We start from the raw sequence: 15,362 nt of genomic DNA on the forward strand, positions 1-15,362 counted from the left end.
ATGCTCAAAGGAAACACCATGAAGAACATGATCACCCTGGGTGAGTACATCGTCAAAAAACAGGCGGACTATCCGACCGCAACCGGCGAACTCAGCTCCTTGCTCAGCTCCATTCGCCTCGCTGCCAAGGTGGTCAACCGGGAGATCAACAAGGCAGGCCTGGCCGACATCATGGGCTCGGTTGGTGCCGCAAATGTGCAGGGTGAAGAGCAGCAGAAGCTGGATGTCTATGCCAACGAACGCTTCAAGGCGGCCCTGGAGGCCCGTGGTGAGGTGTGTGGCATGGCCTCCGAGGAGGAGGAGGACTTCGTCGCCTTCGATTCGGCGCTCTCGGCTCACTCCAAGTATGTGGTGCTGATAGATCCCCTGGATGGCTCCTCCAACATCGACGTCAACGTCTCGGTCGGCACCATATTCTCCATCTATCGCCGGGTGAGCGAACCGGGCTCGCCGGTGCGTCTGGATGACTTCCTGCAGCCGGGCCATCGCCAGGTCGCCGCCGGCTACGTGGTCTACGGCTCCTCCACCATGCTGGTGTATACCACAGGGTTTGGGGTCAACGGTTTCACCTATGATCCCTCCATCGGCTGCTTCTGCCTCTCCCACGAGAACATCCGCATCCCGGAGGAAGGCAAGATCTACTCCATCAACGAGGGCAACTACATCAAGTTCCCGGATGGGGTGAAGAAGTACCTGAAATATTGCCAGGAGCTTGATGAGCCGACCCACAGGCCCTATACCTCCCGCTATATCGGCTCCCTGGTCTCGGATTTTCATCGCAACCTGCTCAAGGGTGGCATCTACATCTATCCGTCCGGTACCAACTCCCCGAACGGCAAGCTGCGTCTGCTTTACGAGTGCAACCCCATGGCCTTCCTGGTGGAGCAGGCGGGGGGCAAGGCCTCTGACGGTTTCCGTCGCATCATGGACATACAGCCGACCGCCCTGCATCAGCGCACCCCCTATTTCGTGGGCTCAACCCGGATGGTGGAGCGGGCCGAGGGCTTCATGCGCGAGTTTTCCGGTCATGAAGAGGTGAAGGATTAAGACCTGGTCACCTTCCGACAAAAAGCAAAAAGGCCGCGCAAGCGGCCTTTTTCTCTGCACTCACGGCTCATTTGGCCGCTTGTTTGCTCACCAGCTCCAGCAGCTCGTAGCGAATGCTGGGGGCGTCGGCGGGGGGATTTTCCACCGGATGCTTGGCAATCTTCAGCTCATACAGGTAACCAGGTTCGAAGGTAAAGCCTTGAATTTGGTTGTAAAACAGCGTCCAGTCCTGATCCTTGCTCTCCTTGACTTCCATGCACTGCATGGGACCTACACCGGTGCAGGGCACCAGCTGGGCGTTGATAAAGAGGGTGTCGCCCGCCGGGGCGGGGGCCGGTTGGCAGCCAGCCAGCACCAGGGCGGCAGCGGCAAGGGGAAATTTCATGGGATGGGCCTCGTTGACGAATTCAAACGAGGATTAAAACGCGAAAGAAAAAGGCGGTCAATGACCGCCTTGGTAACACAGCCTATCGACTCAGTGCATCAGCGCTGATCGAGCGGGGTGAATTCCCGTTGCGGTTGACCCGTGTAGAGCTGACGCGGGCGACCGATCTTCTGATCCGGATCCGAGTGCATTTCGTTCCAGTGGGCAATCCAGCCGATGGTGCGGGAGATGGCGAAGATCACGGTGAACATGGAGACGGGGATGCCGATGGCCTTCATGATGATACCGGAGTAGAAGTCCACGTTGGGGTAGAGTTTCTTTTCGACAAAGTAGGCATCGGACAGCGCGATGCGCTCCAGCTCCATGGCCACATCCAGCAGCGGATCCTTGATCTGCAGCTCGCTCAGTACCTCGTGGCAGGTTTCGCGCATCACGGTGGCACGAGGGTCGTGGTTCTTGTAGACCCGGTGACCGAAGCCCATGAGACGGAACGGATCGTTCTTGTCCTTGGCCTTGGCGATGTACTCGGGAATGCGATCCACCGAGCCTATTTCTTCGAGCATCTTGAGGCAGGCTTCGTTGGCGCCGCCATGAGCCGGTCCCCACAGGGAGGCGATCCCGGCGGCGATACAGGCAAACGGGTTGGCACCGGAGGAGCCCGCCAGACGCACGGTGGAGGTGGAGGCGTTCTGCTCGTGATCCGCATGCAGGGTGAAGATGCGATCCATGGCCCGCTCGACGATGGGGTTGACCTTGTACTCTTCGGTCGGCACGCCAAACATCATGTGCAGGAAGTTGCCGGCATAGGAGAGGGCGTTGCGCGGCTGCATGAAGGGCTGGCCGATGGAGTATTTGTAACACATGGCGGCCAGGGTCGGCATCTTGGAGAGCAGACGGAAGGCGCAGATCTCGCGATGCTCTTCGTTGTTGATGTCGAGGGCATCGTGATAGAAGGCGGACAGGGCGCTGACCACACCGCACATGATGGCCATGGGGTGGGAGTCACGACGGAAGCCGCGGAAGAAGAAGGCGATCTGCTCGTGCACCATGGTGTGGCGGGTGACCAGACGCTCGAATTCGGCGTACTGGGCCTTGGTGGGGGCCTCGCCGTAGAGCAGGATGTAGCAGACTTCCAGATAGCTTGCCTGGGTGGCCAGCTCGGCAATGGGGTAACCACGGTGCAGCAAGACACCCTGATCGCCATCTATGTAAGTGATGGAGGATTTGCAAGAACCTGTGGCCATAAAACCAGGGTCGAAGGTGAAATAACCTTGAGCGCCCAGTTTTCTGACATCGATCACGTCGGGTCCGACGGTCCCCGACAGGATCGGTAGTTCGACCGGCTCTTTTCCGGGTAGGTGTAGGGTGGCTATTTTATCAGCCATAGCACGTCTCCTTTGCTCTTTTATAATTAGTTCCAGTCGTACTCTATTACGAGAATCATGACTCAGGCAAAAAGGTTTCTCACCCTTCATCCCTAAAGGGTCGGCTGGATCGCCTTATTTGAACCAGAGATCCCCCCCCTTGTCAATTTTGCTGAATGATCATTAATGACCTGTTAAACAAGATGTGAGATCTGGTTTACGGTTTTGGGTTTTCTTTGTAGCTATTTGATTGTCATTGGTTAAGGCCGCCGATATACTGCGCCTCGTGGGTGATGGCTGTCGGTGTTTGAAACGCTTTCGCAAAGCCGGATGTGATATTGAAAATGTTGTTTTTGGCTTTCCTGAGTTGTTTTGGTAACAAAATCCTAACAAATGCCACTCCGTGCCCTCAATAGTTTGTGAAAACAATAACTAACGTGCTCAATGGAGCTGAGTGGGCAAAGCCGTGAAAAATAAACAGAGACCTGTAAACCTCGACCTACAGACTATCAGCTTTCCTGTCACCGCCATCGCTTCCATCTTGCATCGTGTCTCAGGGGTGATCACCTTTGTGGCGCTTTCCATCTTGCTGTGGATGCTTGGTACTTCCCTTTCCTCTCCCGAGGGGTTCGACACTGTCATGTCCATCCTGGACAACATCCTGGTCAAACTCGTGTTCTGGGGGATCCTGACGGCGCTCGCGTACCACATTGTTGGTGGTATTCGTCACCTGATCATGGACATGGGCTATTGGGAAGAGCTGGAGTCCGGCTCACAGAGTGCCCGCGTGGCCTTCGTGATCACCGGTGTCTTGGCGGTATTGGCGGGAGTACTGGTATGGTAACCAATTCTGCAACCTTCGGGCGCAGCGGCGTTCACGATTACATCCTGATCCGTGCCACCGCCCTCATCATGACGTTCTACACCCTCTATCTGGTGGGTTTCATCGCCTTCAACGACATCACCTACGAGGTATGGGTCGGCTTCTTCGCCAAGACCTTTACCAAGGTGTTCACCCTGTTGGCGCTCTTCTGTGTGCTGATCCACGCCTGGATCGGCCTGTGGCAGGTGCTGACCGACTATATCAAGCCGGTTGCCGTACGGGGCTCTCTGCAATTTGCCCTGGTCGTGGTCTTGTTTGTCTATCTGATGACGGGTTTCGTCGTGCTGTGGGGTGTATAAGGTGACTATTCCAACTCGTGAATTTGATGCGGTGGTGATCGGTGCCGGTGGCGCCGGCATGCGCGCCGCACTGCAGATTGCCCAATCCGGCAAGAGCTGTGCTCTGCTGTCCAAGGTGTTTCCGACCCGCTCCCATACCGTGTCCGCCCAGGGCGGGATCACGGTCGCCCTGGGCAATGCCCACGATGACAACTGGCAGTGGCACATGTACGACACCGTCAAGGGTTCCGATTACATCGGTGACCAGGAAGCGATTGAATACATGTGCAAGACGGGCCCGGAAGCCGTCTATGAGCTGGAGAATATGGGCTTACCCTTCTCCCGCTTCGACAACGGCCGCGTCTATCAGCGTCCGTTCGGCGGCCAGTCCAAGGATTTTGGCGGTGAGCAGGCGGCGCGTACCGCCGCGGCGGCCGACCGTACCGGTCACGCCCTGCTGCACACCCTGTATCAGCAAAACGTCAAGAGCAAGACCACCGTCTTCTCCGAGTGGTATGCCCTGGATCTGGTAAAGAACCAGGACGGCCACGTCGTTGGCTGTACCGCCATCGACATGGAGAGCGGCGAAGTCGTCTACTTCAAGGCCAAGGCCACGGTGCTCGCCACCGGCGGCGCCGGTCGCATCTACCAGTCCACCACCAACGCCCACATCAACACCGGTGACGGCGTCGGCATGGCGCTGCGCGCCGGTGTGGGCGTGCAGGACATGGAATTCTGGCAGTTCCACCCCACCGGCATCGCCGGGGCAGGGGTGCTGGTGACCGAAGGCTGCCGTGGTGAGGGCGGTTATCTGCTCAACAAGGACGGCGAGCGCTTCATGGAGCGTTATGCTCCCAACGCCAAGGATCTCGCTGGTCGCGACGTGGTGGCGCGCTCCATCATGATCGAGATCCGCGAAGGCCGTGGCTGCGACGGTCCCTGGGGCCCGCACATCAAGCTCAAGCTGGATCACCTGGGCAAGGAGGTGCTGGAATCCCGTCTGCCAGGCATCTGCGAGCTCTCTCGCACCTTCGCTCACGTGGATCCGGTCAAGGAACCCATCCCCATCATCCCGACCTGCCACTACATGATGGGCGGCGTGCCGACCAACGTGAATGGCCAGTGCCTGACCCAGGATAAAGACGGCAACGACGTCCCCGTGGTCGGCCTGTTCGCGGTGGGGGAAATCGCCTGCGTCTCCGTGCACGGCGCCAACCGCCTCGGCGGCAACTCCCTGCTGGATCTGGTGGTGTTCGGTCGTGCCGCCGGCATGCACCTGGTCAACACCCTGGGGGAGATGGAGCATGGCCGCGCCGCGTCCGAAGGGGACATCGATGCCGCCCTGGCCCGTTTCAATCGCTGGGAAAACACCCGTGACGGTGAAGACCCGGCCCAGATCCGCAAGGATTTGCAGCGCTGCATGCAGAACAACTTCTCCGTGTTCCGTGAAGGTGACGCCATGGCCGAAGGGCTGGCCGAGCTGAAACTCATCCGCGAGCGCCTGAAAAACGCCCGTCTGGACGACACCTCCAAGGAGTTCAACACCCAGCGCATCGAGTGCCTGGAGCTGGACAACCTGATGGAGACGGCGTTTGCCACCGCGGTGGCGGCCAACTTCCGTACCGAGAGCCGGGGCGCCCACAGCCGCTTCGACTTCCCGGAGCGTGACGACGATAGCTGGTTGTGCCACAGCCTCTATCACCCGGACACCGAGTCCATGACCCGTCGCGCGGTCAACATGTCACCCAAGACCCGTGAGGCATTCCCGCCCAAGGTCCGGACTTACTGATTGCGGAGCAAAGCACAATGAACGTCACATTCTCGGTATATCGCTATAACCCGGACGTTGATAACGCCCCACATATGAAGGATTATCGTCTTGATATTCCTGAAGGTTCCGACATGATGGTGCTCGATGCGCTGATCCAGCTCAAAGAGCTGGATCCCACGCTCGCCTTCCGTCGCTCCTGCCGTGAAGGGGTCTGTGGCTCGGACGGGATCAACATGAATGGCAAGAACGGTCTTGCCTGCATCACCCCGCTCTCCGACCTGCTGAAGAAGGGCAACAAGGTGGTCATCCGCCCCTTGCCCGGCCTGCCGGTGATCCGGGACCTGGTGATCGACATGACCCAGTTCTACACCCAGTGGGAGAAGGTCAAGCCCTTCCTCATCAACGACGAAAAATTGCCGCCCGTGCGTGAGCACCTGCAATCCCCTGAAGAGCGTGCCAAGCTCGACGGCCTGTACGAATGTATCCTCTGTGCCTGCTGCTCGACCTCTTGCCCCTCCTTCTGGTGGAACCCGGACAAGTTCATCGGCCCCGCCGGTCTGCTCGCCGCCTATCGCTGGCTGGCTGACAGCCGCGACAGCGCCACCACTGAGCGTCTGGGCAACCTGGACGACGCCTTCAGCGTCTTCCGTTGCCACGGCATCATGAACTGTGTGAGCGTCTGTCCGAAGGGCCTCAACCCGACCAAGGCCATCGGCCATATCAAGTCGATGCTGCTCAACCGGGCTGTGTAATACCCAGGGCCTCGCCGCAAGGGCAGGGGCCCGACCTCTGGATGGCCACTCGACCCCTGGAAGGGTGGCCGTTTAACCCCGACAAAGCTGCTTCGTGGCAGTGACAAGAAGTACAAGGGATAGACATGCATAACGGCGTGATGAAGGCCTGGTTGGAGTCATCTCACCTGGCTGGTGCGAATGCAAGCTATATAGAGGATTTGTACGAATCCTTTCTGGACGATCCCGATTCCGTTGCCGAGGAGTGGCGCAGCATCTTTGCTGAACTGCCCCAGGTCAATGGTCACGCGGTAGAACAACCCCACTCCCAGGTTCGCGATTATTTCCGTCGTCTGGCCAAGGACCCCTCCCGATTCAGTGCCCCCGTCTCCGATCCCCAGGTGGATGCGAAGCAGGTGCGCGTGTTGCAACTGATCAACGCCTTCCGTTTCCGCGGTCACCAGAATGCCAAGCTGGATCCCCTCGGTCTCTGGGCCCGTGAAACCGTTGCCGAGCTCGACCCGGCCTTCCACAACCTGCAGGGCGCAGACATGGAGGCCACCTTCAATGTGGGCTCCTATGCCATCGGTCGCGAGACCATGGTGCTCTCCGATCTTTACGCCTCGCTGAAGAAGACCTATTGCGGCAGCATAGGTGCAGACTACATGCACCTCACCTCCACCGAGGAGAAGCGCTGGCTGCAAGACAGACTCGAGTCCATCGAAGGGAAGGGGACCTATACCCTCGAAGAGAAGACCCGCTTCCTCGAGAACCTGACCGCCGCCGAAGGGCTGGAAAAATACCTGGGGGCCAAGTTCCCCGGCGCCAAGCGCTTCTCCCTGGAAGGGGGCGATGCCATGGTGCCCATGCTCAAGGAGCTTATCCGCCGCGCCGGTGAGCAGGGCTGCAAGGAGGCCGTCATCGGCATGGCCCACCGCGGTCGCCTCAACGTGCTGATCAACGTGCTCGGCAAGCGTGCCCAGGACCTGTTCGACGAGTTCGCCGGCAAGCATGGCGAATCCTGGGGCACAGGGGACGTGAAGTACCACATGGGCTTCTCCTCCGACTTCGCCACCCCGGGCGGCAACGTCCACCTGGCGCTGGCCTTCAACCCCTCTCACCTCGAAATCGTCAACCCGGTAGTCATCGGCTCAGTGCGTGCCCGTATGGATCGACGTGGCGACAAGGATGGCTCCAGCGTCCTGCCCATCACCATCCACGGTGATTCGGCCATCGCTGGTCAGGGTGTAGTGGCGGAGACCTTCAACATGTCCCAGACCCGTGCCTATGGCGTGGGCGGGACGGTGCGCATCGTCATCAACAACCAGGTGGGCTTCACCACCTCCAACATGCGTGACGTGCGCTCCACCGAATATTGCACCGACATCGCCAAGGCGGTGCAGGCCCCTGTGCTGCACGTCAACGGCGACGACCCGGAAGCCGTGGTGCTGGTGACCCAGATTGCCCTGGATTACCGCAACACCTTCAAGCGCGACGTGGTGATCGAGCTGGTCTGCTACCGTCGTCACGGCCACAACGAGGCCGACGAGCCGAGCGCGACCCAACCCTTGATGTACCAGAAGATCAAGCAGCATCCGACGCCGCGCAAGATCTACGCCGATCAACTGGTCGCCGAAGGCAGCATCAGCCAGGAGCTGGCCACCGCCCAGGTCAACGAATACCGCGACGCCCTGGACAAGGGGGAGCGGGTGGTCAAGGAGTGGCGCCCCATGGAGCTGCACTCCGTCGACTGGACCCCTTATCTGGGTCACGACTGGGCCATGCACTATGACGCCAGCCTGCCCATGGAGCAGCTCAAGGCCCTGGGCGAGCGTGTCAGCCAGTACCCGGCTTCCCACGTGCTGCAGCGTCAGGTGCAGAAGATCTACGAAGACCGCCGCCTGATGGCCGCCGGCGACAAGCTGCTGGACTGGGGCTTCGCCGAGACCCTGGCCTACGCCACCCTGGTGGACAAGGGCGCCCGCATCCGTATCACGGGGCAGGATTCCGGTCGCGGCACCTTCTTCCACCGCCACGCCGTGCTGCACAACCAGAACGATGCCAGCACCTACACCCCGCTGTGCAACATTCACGAGAACCAGGGGCCGTTCGAAGTCTATGACTCCGTGCTCTCCGAAGAGGCGGTACTGGCGTTCGAATATGGTTACGCCAGCGCCGAGCCCGCCGGCCTCACCATCTGGGAAGCCCAGTTCGGTGACTTCGCCAACGGTGCCCAGGTGGTGATCGACCAGTTCCTCTCCTCCGGCGAGCAGAAGTGGGGCCGGATGTGCGGCCTGACCATGCTGCTGCCCCACGGCTACGAGGGACAGGGTCCGGAGCACTCCTCCGCCCGTCTGGAGCGCTATCTGCAGATGTGCGCCGAACACAACATGCAAGTGTGCGTGCCCTCCACCCCGGCCCAGGTCTATCACATGCTGCGTCGTCAGGTGGTGCGCCCCATGCGTCGTCCGCTCATCGTGATGTCGCCCAAGTCCCTGCTGCGCCACCCGCTGGCGGTGAGCAAGCTCGACGAGCTGGCACAAGGCACCTTCCAGAATGCCATCGGCGAGATCGACGCCCTGGATCCCAAAGGGGTCAAACGGGTGGTGTTCTGCTCCGGCAAGGTCTACTACGACCTGCTCGATGCCCGTCGCAAGGCCGAGCAGCAAGACGTGGCCCTGGTACGGATCGAGCAGCTCTACCCCTTCCCCGAGGCGGAAGTGCGCGCCATTCTGGCCGATTATGCCCATGTCACCGATTTCGTCTGGTGTCAGGAAGAGCCGCAGAACCAGGGCGCCTGGTACTGCACCCGCCATCACTATGATGGGGTCCTGCCTGCCGGTGCCACCCTGCGTTACGCCGGTCGTTCGGCCTCCGCCTCACCCGCGGTCGGTTACATGTCCGTCCACGCCAAGCAGCAGAAAGCCCTGGTGGAAGACGCCCTTACTCTGGCCTAAGCCCTGAACAAGAAGTAACAAGGAACTGATTACATGACTATCGAGATCAAGGTACCGGACCTGCCGGAATCAGTGGCCGACGCCACCATCGCGACCTGGCACAAGCAGCCGGGGGATCTGGTTGCCCGTGACGAAGTGCTGGTCGACATCGAGACCGACAAGGTCGTGCTGGAAGTGCCGGCGCCGGAAGCGGGCATCCTGGGTGACATTCTACAGGCCGAAGGCGCCACCGTGCTCTCCCGCCAGCTGATCGCCATGCTCAAGGCCGCCCCGGTCGCGGGTGAAGAGACCAAGGAGAAGCCGGTTGACGCCGCCGCCGAGAGTGGCGCGGCCGATGATCTGAGCCCCTCGGTGCGCCGCCTGGTGGCCGAACATGCCATCGACGTGGCCAAGCTGACCGGCACCGGCAAGGGCGGTCGCGTCACCAAGGAAGACGTGGAAGCCTTCCTCAAGGGTGGCAGCAAGCCCGCCGCCGCCCCGGTGGCGGCAGCGCCGGCTGTGCCGCTCGCTCCCCTGGCAGGTCGCACCGAGAAGCGTGTGCCGATGACTCGTCTGCGCAAGCGCATCGCCGAACGTCTGCTGGAGGCCAAGAACACCACCGCCATGCTGACCACCTTCAACGAGATCAACATGGCGCCCATCATGAAGCTGCGCAAGCAGTACGGCGAGATCTTCGAGAAGAAGCACGGCATCAAGCTCGGCTTCATGTCCTTCTACGTCAAGGCCGTGGTCGAATCCTTGAAGCGCTACCCGGAAGTGAACGCGGCGCTCGACGGTGATGACATCGTCTACCACAACTACTTCGACGTCAGCATCGCCGTCTCCACCCCCCGCGGCCTGGTGACCCCGGTGCTGCGCGACTGCGACAGCATGAGCCTGGCGGACATCGAGAAGGCCATCAAGGAGCTGGCGGGCAAGGGCCGTGACGGCAAGCTGACCGTGGACGAACTGACCGGCGGCAACTTCACCATCACCAACGGTGGCGTGTTCGGCTCCCTGATGTCCACTCCCATCATCAACCCGCCGCAGAGCGCCATCCTGGGGATGCACAAGATCCAGGACAGACCCATGGCCGTGGACGGCAAGGTGGAAATCCTGCCGATGATGTACCTGGCCCTCTCCTACGATCACCGCATCATCGACGGCCGCGAGTCGGTCGGCTTCCTGGTCTCCATCAAGGAGCTGCTGGAAGATCCGACCCGTCTGCTGCTGGACGTCTGATCGGCAAGTATATAGGGGCCTGTCCGGGCCCCTATCGCAGGGGCATTGAGAAACACCCCAACGGATATAACGACAACACGGATAGAACATCATGAATTTGCATGAATATCAGGCAAAACAGCTGTTTGCCCAGTATGGCCTGCCGGTCTCCGAAGGCTATGCCTGCGCAACCCCGCAAGAAGCTGCCGAAGCGGCCGACAAGATTGGCGGCAACATGTGGGTCGTCAAGTGCCAGGTGCACGCCGGCGGCCGCGGCAAGGCGGGCGGCGTCAAGCTGGCCAAGAGCAAGGACGAGATCCGTGCCTTCGCCCAGAACTGGCTCGGCAAGAACCTGGTAACCTACCAGACTGACGCCAACGGTCAGCCGGTCACCAAGATCCTGGTGGAATCCTGCACCGACATCGCCAAGGAGCTGTATCTCGGCGCCGTGGTCGATCGCAGCAGCCGCCGTGTGGTCTTCATGGCCTCCACCGAAGGTGGTGTCGAGATCGAGAAAGTGGCCGAAGAGACGCCGCACCTGATCCACAAGGCCGCCATCGATCCCCTGGTGGGCCCCCAGGCCTATCAGGCCCGCGAACTGGCCTTCAAGCTGGGTCTGGTCGGCGATCAGATCAAGCAGTTCACCAAGATCTTCATGGGTCTGGGCAAGATGTTCCAGGATTGCGACTTCGCCCTGCTGGAGATCAACCCCCTGGTCATCACCGACAAGGGCAACCTGCATTGCCTCGACGGCAAGATCAACATCGACGCCAACGCCATGTACCGCCAGCCCAAGCTGCGCGAGATGCACGATCCCTCCCAGGATGACCCCCGCGAAGCGCATGCCGCCCAGTGGGAGCTGAACTATGTGGCGCTGGATGGCAACATCGGCTGCATGGTCAACGGCGCGGGTCTGGCCATGGGTACCATGGACATCGTCAACCTGCACGGCGGCTCGCCTGCCAACTTCCTGGACGTCGGCGGCGGCGCCACCAAGGAGCGAGTGACCGAGGCGTTCAAGATCATCCTCTCCGACACCAAGGTGCAGGCCGTGCTGGTCAACATCTTCGGCGGCATAGTGCGCTGCGACATGATCGCGGAAGGCATCATAGGTGCTGTGAAGGAAGTGGGGGTCAAGGTGCCCGTGGTGGTGCGTCTGGAAGGCAACAATGCCGACCTGGGTGCCCAGAAACTGGCCGAGAGCGGCCTCAACATCATCGCCGCCAAGAGTCTGACTGACGCAGCTCAGCAAGTGGTTAAAGCAGCGGAGGCCAAATAATGAGCGTTCTGATCAACAAAGATACCAAGGTGATCTGCCAGGGCTTCACCGGCGGTCAGGGTACCTTCCACTCCGAACAGGCCATTGCTTACGGTACCCAGATGGTCGGCGGCGTGTCGCCTGGCAAGGGTGGCACCACCCACCTGGGCCTGCCGGTGTTCAACACCGTCCGTGACGCCGTGGAAGCCACCGGCGCCACCGCCTCCGTCATCTATGTCCCGGCACCCTTCTGCAAGGACGCCATCCTGGAGGCGATCGATGCCGGCATCCAGCTCATCGTCACCATCACCGAAGGCATCCCGACCCTGGACATGCTGGACGTCAAGGTGAAGCTGCAGGAAACCGGCGTGCGCATGATTGGCCCGAACTGCCCGGGCGTCATCACCCCGGGTGAGTGCAAGATTGGCATCATGCCCGGTCACATTCACCAGCCCGGCAAGGTGGGTATCGTGTCGCGCTCCGGCACTCTGACCTACGAAGCGGTCAAGCAGACCACGGACGAGGGCTTCGGCCAGTCCACCTGCGTCGGTATCGGTGGTGACCCCATCCCGGGTTCCAACTTCATCGACATCCTGGAGATGTTCCAGAACGACCCGCAGACCGAAGCCATCGTGATGATCGGCGAGATCGGCGGCAATGCCGAGGAAGAAGCGGCGGCCTACATCAAGGCCAACGTCACCAAGCCGGTGGTCTCCTACATCGCAGGTGTCACCGCGCCTCCGGGCAAGCGCATGGGCCATGCTGGCGCCATCATCGCCGGTGGCAAGGGCACCGCGGCCGAGAAATTTGCCGCCCTGGAAGATGCCGGCGTGAAAACCGTGCGATCCTTGGCCGATATCGGCAAGGCCCTGCGGGAAGTGACCGGCTGGTAAGTCAGCCTGTTATCTCTGATAAAAATGCCGCCCTATGTGAAGTGAACCCCATTTATTGGGCACATTAGTTGGCGGATGACATGGCCTGAGTTCGGTACTGTACCGGGCTCAGGCCGTTTAGTTTTACTTTGATCCGCTCGTGGTTGTAGTAGTGGATGTATTCATCCACCGCACGCTTCAGCTGCTCTGTATCTTCGTACTCTTCGTTGAACCAGCATTCGCTCTTCAGCAGCCCAAAGAAGTTCTCTACCACCGCATTGTCCAGGCAGCTCCCTTTGCGTGACATGCTTTGCTTCACCTCCCTTGACGATAATCGCGTCTGATAGCTCGCCATTTGATATTGCCAGCCTTGATCCGAGTGCCGCACCGGCGCATCTCCTGGCTGTCATGTCGCCAGGGCCTCATCCAGCATCTTGTCCACCAACTGCCTTTTTCTGGGACACCCACCTTTTTGACTGCCTTTTTCTGGGGCACCCACCTTTTGACAGCGGCGTAGCCCTGTACTTGGCTTGAGAGGTCACTGCCCAGGGGGTGAGCCATGACCATTGCCCGTTCACGTCAAATCAGTTTGCAGGATACGCCTTACTACCACGTGGTCAGCCGCTGCGTGCGGCGGGCGTTTCTGTGTGGGGAGGATGTCTATTCCGGCCAGAGTTACGAACATCGGCGCCAATGGGTGATCGACAAGTTGGGCCAGCTGTCGCGACTGTTTGCCATCGGTATTTGCGCCTATGCGGTGATGAGCAACCACTATCATCTGGTGCTCAAAGTCGAGTCGGACACAGCCGCCAGTTGGAGCGAGCGGGAGGTGGCAGAGCGCTGGGCGGCGCTGTTCCAGTGGCCGCTGCTGGTGCGGCGCTGGTATCAGGGGGAATCCCTGATTGAGCCCGAGTTGTTGGTCGTGCAGCAGTTGATAGGGCAGTGGCGGGAGCGCCTGCATTCCATCAGCTGGTTTGTGCGGCTGCTCAATGAGACCCTGGCACGGCAGGCCAATCGGGAAGATGGTTGCAAGGGCCATTTCTGGGAAGGGCGCTTCAAGAGTCAGGCCCTGCTCACCGAGTCAGCTCTGCTGGCCTGCATGGCGTACGTGGACCTTAATCCGATACGAGCGGCACTGGCAGACCGGCCCGAGCAGAGCGATTACACCAGCATCAAGCAGCGCCTGGATGAAACACCAGCAAGCGACGCCTTGCCTCCGCTATTGCTGCCATTTGCGGGTCAAAGCACACCTTATCCGGATGGTTTGCCCTATGCCTTCGCTGACTACCTGATACTGGTTGATTGGACCGGACGCGCCATTCGGGCAGACAAGCAGGGCCATATTCCAGCCAGGCTCGCCCCCATACTGCAACGGCTGAGCCTGGATGGTGCTGGTTGGTTGAAGCGGGTGGCACTGTTTCGACGGCAAGGGATCAGAGTGGTGGGGGACAGGGCGCATTGCCAGCTATTTGCCCACCATTGCGGCCAGCGACGATGCTATCAACCACTGTCATGAACCATTAGCACACACCTCACCCAAAATACCCGGTATATCAGCAGATGCCAGCATAACGCTGCCTGAAAAATGCGGCCTTGCATTAAACACGTCTGCTTCACCTCTGAGCAAGACACATAATCCAGCAACAGCCACAGTGGCATCGACCGGCGGCTTGGTGATGTTCTGCTTAAAAGGGTGGGTGTCCATGATAGAAAACTTATCCTCACTCGTTCATGTGCTTCGTGCCGGGTACTTCCCGCGGGTATTGCGCGCCTCTGAGCCCGGGCTTGTCCGGTTTTTTACTGTGATGAGATGGTCCCCTTTACCTTGAAAAATCGGGGTATAAGGGGTATAACCACGCGCTTTCCTGGTGTATTTAGCGAGCCCCTTATGCAAACTCCTTTTTGGCAGGCCAAGACCCTGCAACAGATGACCACTGCCGAGTGGGAGTCCCTGTGCGATGGCTGCGGCAAGTGCTGCCTCAACAAGCTGATCGACGCCGATACCGATGAGCTGGTGTTCACCAATGTGGCCTGCAACCTGCTCAACACCAGGAGCTGTCAGTGCTCCGACTATCACAATCGCTTCAAGAAGGAGCCGGACTGCCTGCAGATCACGGTGGAGAAGATAGAGGAGTACCAGTGGTTGCCCTCTAGCTGCGCCTACCGCCTGCTGGCCGAGGGGCAGAGCCTGCCGGCGTGGCACCCGCTCATCACCGGCAGCCGCTCCGCCATGCACCAGGCGGGGCAGTCGGTACGCGGCAAGGTGATACACGAGCGCGAGGCGGGGGAGTGGGAGGATCACATCATCACCTGGGCGAGCTGATCTGTTCGCTTGCCCGTCCCTAATTAGGGCCACCTTGTGTGGCTCTTTTCGTTTCTGACGGGAGGCTTGCCAGCAAAGCTGACAGTGCAAGGCATGGGGCGGGAGCCATTTGTGGCGAAAAGAGATGGGCGAGAAAAGAGTGGGTGTCCCAGAAACCGTCGGTGGCGAGAAGAGATGGGTGAGAAAAGAGTGGGTGTCCCAGAAACCGCCTCCCAGAAACCGCCGGTAGGTGAGCTCGCCTTTTTCAATCTGCTCGACCAGCGCCAGTTTAAAAGTCAGCGAGTCATCGCGCT

General features: G+C 60.1%; 14 protein-coding genes and 1 pseudogene. 11 read left to right on the forward strand and 4 right to left on the reverse strand.

The window, feature by feature from the left end:
- Nucleotides 1–18 precede the first annotated feature (18 nt).
- The gene (gene fbp / locus ACW5W4_RS00790; protein WP_456688079.1) at nucleotides 19–1,047 is read left to right on the forward strand and encodes a class 1 fructose-bisphosphatase; all 1,029 of its coding nucleotides are present in this window, start codon (nucleotides 19–21) and stop codon (nucleotides 1,045–1,047) included.
- 67 nt (nucleotides 1,048–1,114) lie between these two features.
- Here the strand turns inward: fbp and ACW5W4_RS00795 are convergent, their stop codons facing one another.
- Together ACW5W4_RS00795 and ACW5W4_RS00800 are read right to left on the reverse strand one after the other, a co-directional pair.
- A complete protein-coding gene (locus ACW5W4_RS00795) occupies nucleotides 1,115–1,432 on the reverse strand; it encodes a DUF4377 domain-containing protein (RefSeq protein ID WP_427262041.1) in 318 nt (105 codons plus the stop codon).
- 98 nt (nucleotides 1,433–1,530) lie between these two features.
- The gene (locus ACW5W4_RS00800; RefSeq protein ID WP_427262042.1) at nucleotides 1,531–2,817 is read right to left on the reverse strand and encodes a citrate synthase; all 1,287 of its coding nucleotides are present in this window, start codon (nucleotides 2,815–2,817) and stop codon (nucleotides 1,531–1,533) included.
- Nucleotides 2,818–3,250: 433 nt separating this feature from the next.
- Between ACW5W4_RS00800 and sdhC the strand changes: the two genes are divergently transcribed.
- From sdhC to sucD, 8 genes are all read left to right on the forward strand, one after another.
- Nucleotides 3,251–3,640, forward strand: coding sequence for a succinate dehydrogenase cytochrome b556 subunit (gene sdhC / locus ACW5W4_RS00805; RefSeq protein ID WP_041992260.1), 390 nt, complete (start codon nucleotides 3,251–3,253; stop codon nucleotides 3,638–3,640).
- Nucleotides 3,634–3,978, forward strand: a complete 345-nt coding sequence (sdhD, locus tag ACW5W4_RS00810; RefSeq protein ID WP_408793280.1) for a succinate dehydrogenase, hydrophobic membrane anchor protein — start codon at nucleotides 3,634–3,636, stop codon at nucleotides 3,976–3,978. Before sdhC ends, sdhD begins: the two co-directional genes overlap by 7 nt.
- Before the next feature lies 1 nt (nucleotide 3,979).
- Nucleotides 3,980–5,746 (forward strand): succinate dehydrogenase flavoprotein subunit, encoded by a 1,767-nt coding sequence (gene sdhA, locus ACW5W4_RS00815; protein ID WP_456688080.1) that lies wholly within the window; start codon nucleotides 3,980–3,982, stop codon nucleotides 5,744–5,746.
- A 17-nt stretch (nucleotides 5,747–5,763) separates the two neighbouring features.
- Nucleotides 5,764–6,480, forward strand: coding sequence for a succinate dehydrogenase iron-sulfur subunit (locus ACW5W4_RS00820; RefSeq protein WP_041992269.1), 717 nt, complete (start codon nucleotides 5,764–5,766; stop codon nucleotides 6,478–6,480).
- 125 nt (nucleotides 6,481–6,605) lie between these two features.
- Nucleotides 6,606–9,416, forward strand: coding sequence for a 2-oxoglutarate dehydrogenase E1 component (gene sucA, locus ACW5W4_RS00825; RefSeq protein WP_408793283.1), 2,811 nt, complete (start codon nucleotides 6,606–6,608; stop codon nucleotides 9,414–9,416).
- 33 nt (nucleotides 9,417–9,449) lie between these two features.
- Nucleotides 9,450–10,637 (forward strand): 2-oxoglutarate dehydrogenase complex dihydrolipoyllysine-residue succinyltransferase, encoded by a 1,188-nt coding sequence (odhB, locus tag ACW5W4_RS00830; RefSeq protein ID WP_456688081.1) that lies wholly within the window; start codon nucleotides 9,450–9,452, stop codon nucleotides 10,635–10,637.
- Nucleotides 10,638–10,728: 91 nt separating this feature from the next.
- Nucleotides 10,729–11,895: an ADP-forming succinate--CoA ligase subunit beta gene (gene sucC, locus ACW5W4_RS00835; protein WP_111872714.1), complete on the forward strand. Its 1,167-nt coding sequence runs from the start codon at nucleotides 10,729–10,731 to the stop codon at nucleotides 11,893–11,895.
- The gene (gene sucD, locus ACW5W4_RS00840; protein ID WP_041992280.1) at nucleotides 11,895–12,767 is read left to right on the forward strand and encodes a succinate--CoA ligase subunit alpha; all 873 of its coding nucleotides are present in this window, start codon (nucleotides 11,895–11,897) and stop codon (nucleotides 12,765–12,767) included. Before sucC ends, sucD begins: the two co-directional genes overlap by 1 nt.
- Nucleotides 12,768–12,831: 64 nt before the next feature.
- Here sucD and ACW5W4_RS00845 read toward each other — a convergent pair.
- Nucleotides 12,832–13,149 (reverse strand): annotated as a pseudogene (locus tag ACW5W4_RS00845) (transposase); the annotation flags it as partial.
- A gap of 156 nt (nucleotides 13,150–13,305) precedes the next feature.
- Here ACW5W4_RS00845 and ACW5W4_RS00850 point away from each other — a divergent pair.
- Nucleotides 13,306–14,262, forward strand: a complete 957-nt coding sequence (locus ACW5W4_RS00850) for a transposase (protein WP_456688082.1) — start codon at nucleotides 13,306–13,308, stop codon at nucleotides 14,260–14,262.
- Here ACW5W4_RS00850 and ACW5W4_RS00855 read toward each other — a convergent pair.
- On the reverse strand, nucleotides 14,257–14,451 hold the full coding sequence (locus ACW5W4_RS00855; protein ID WP_456688083.1) for a hypothetical protein: 195 nt from the start codon (nucleotides 14,449–14,451) through the stop codon (nucleotides 14,257–14,259). The genes ACW5W4_RS00850 and ACW5W4_RS00855 overlap by 6 nt on opposite strands.
- Before the next feature lie 183 nt (nucleotides 14,452–14,634).
- Between ACW5W4_RS00855 and ACW5W4_RS00860 the strand changes: the two genes are divergently transcribed.
- Nucleotides 14,635–15,069 carry a YcgN family cysteine cluster protein gene (locus tag ACW5W4_RS00860; RefSeq protein WP_456688084.1) on the forward strand — a complete coding sequence of 145 codons (435 nt, stop codon included), beginning with the start codon at nucleotides 14,635–14,637 and terminating at the stop codon, nucleotides 15,067–15,069.
- The last annotated feature ends 293 nt before the right edge of the window (nucleotides 15,070–15,362 follow it).

The organism is Aeromonas crassostreae, from assembly GCF_054052445.1.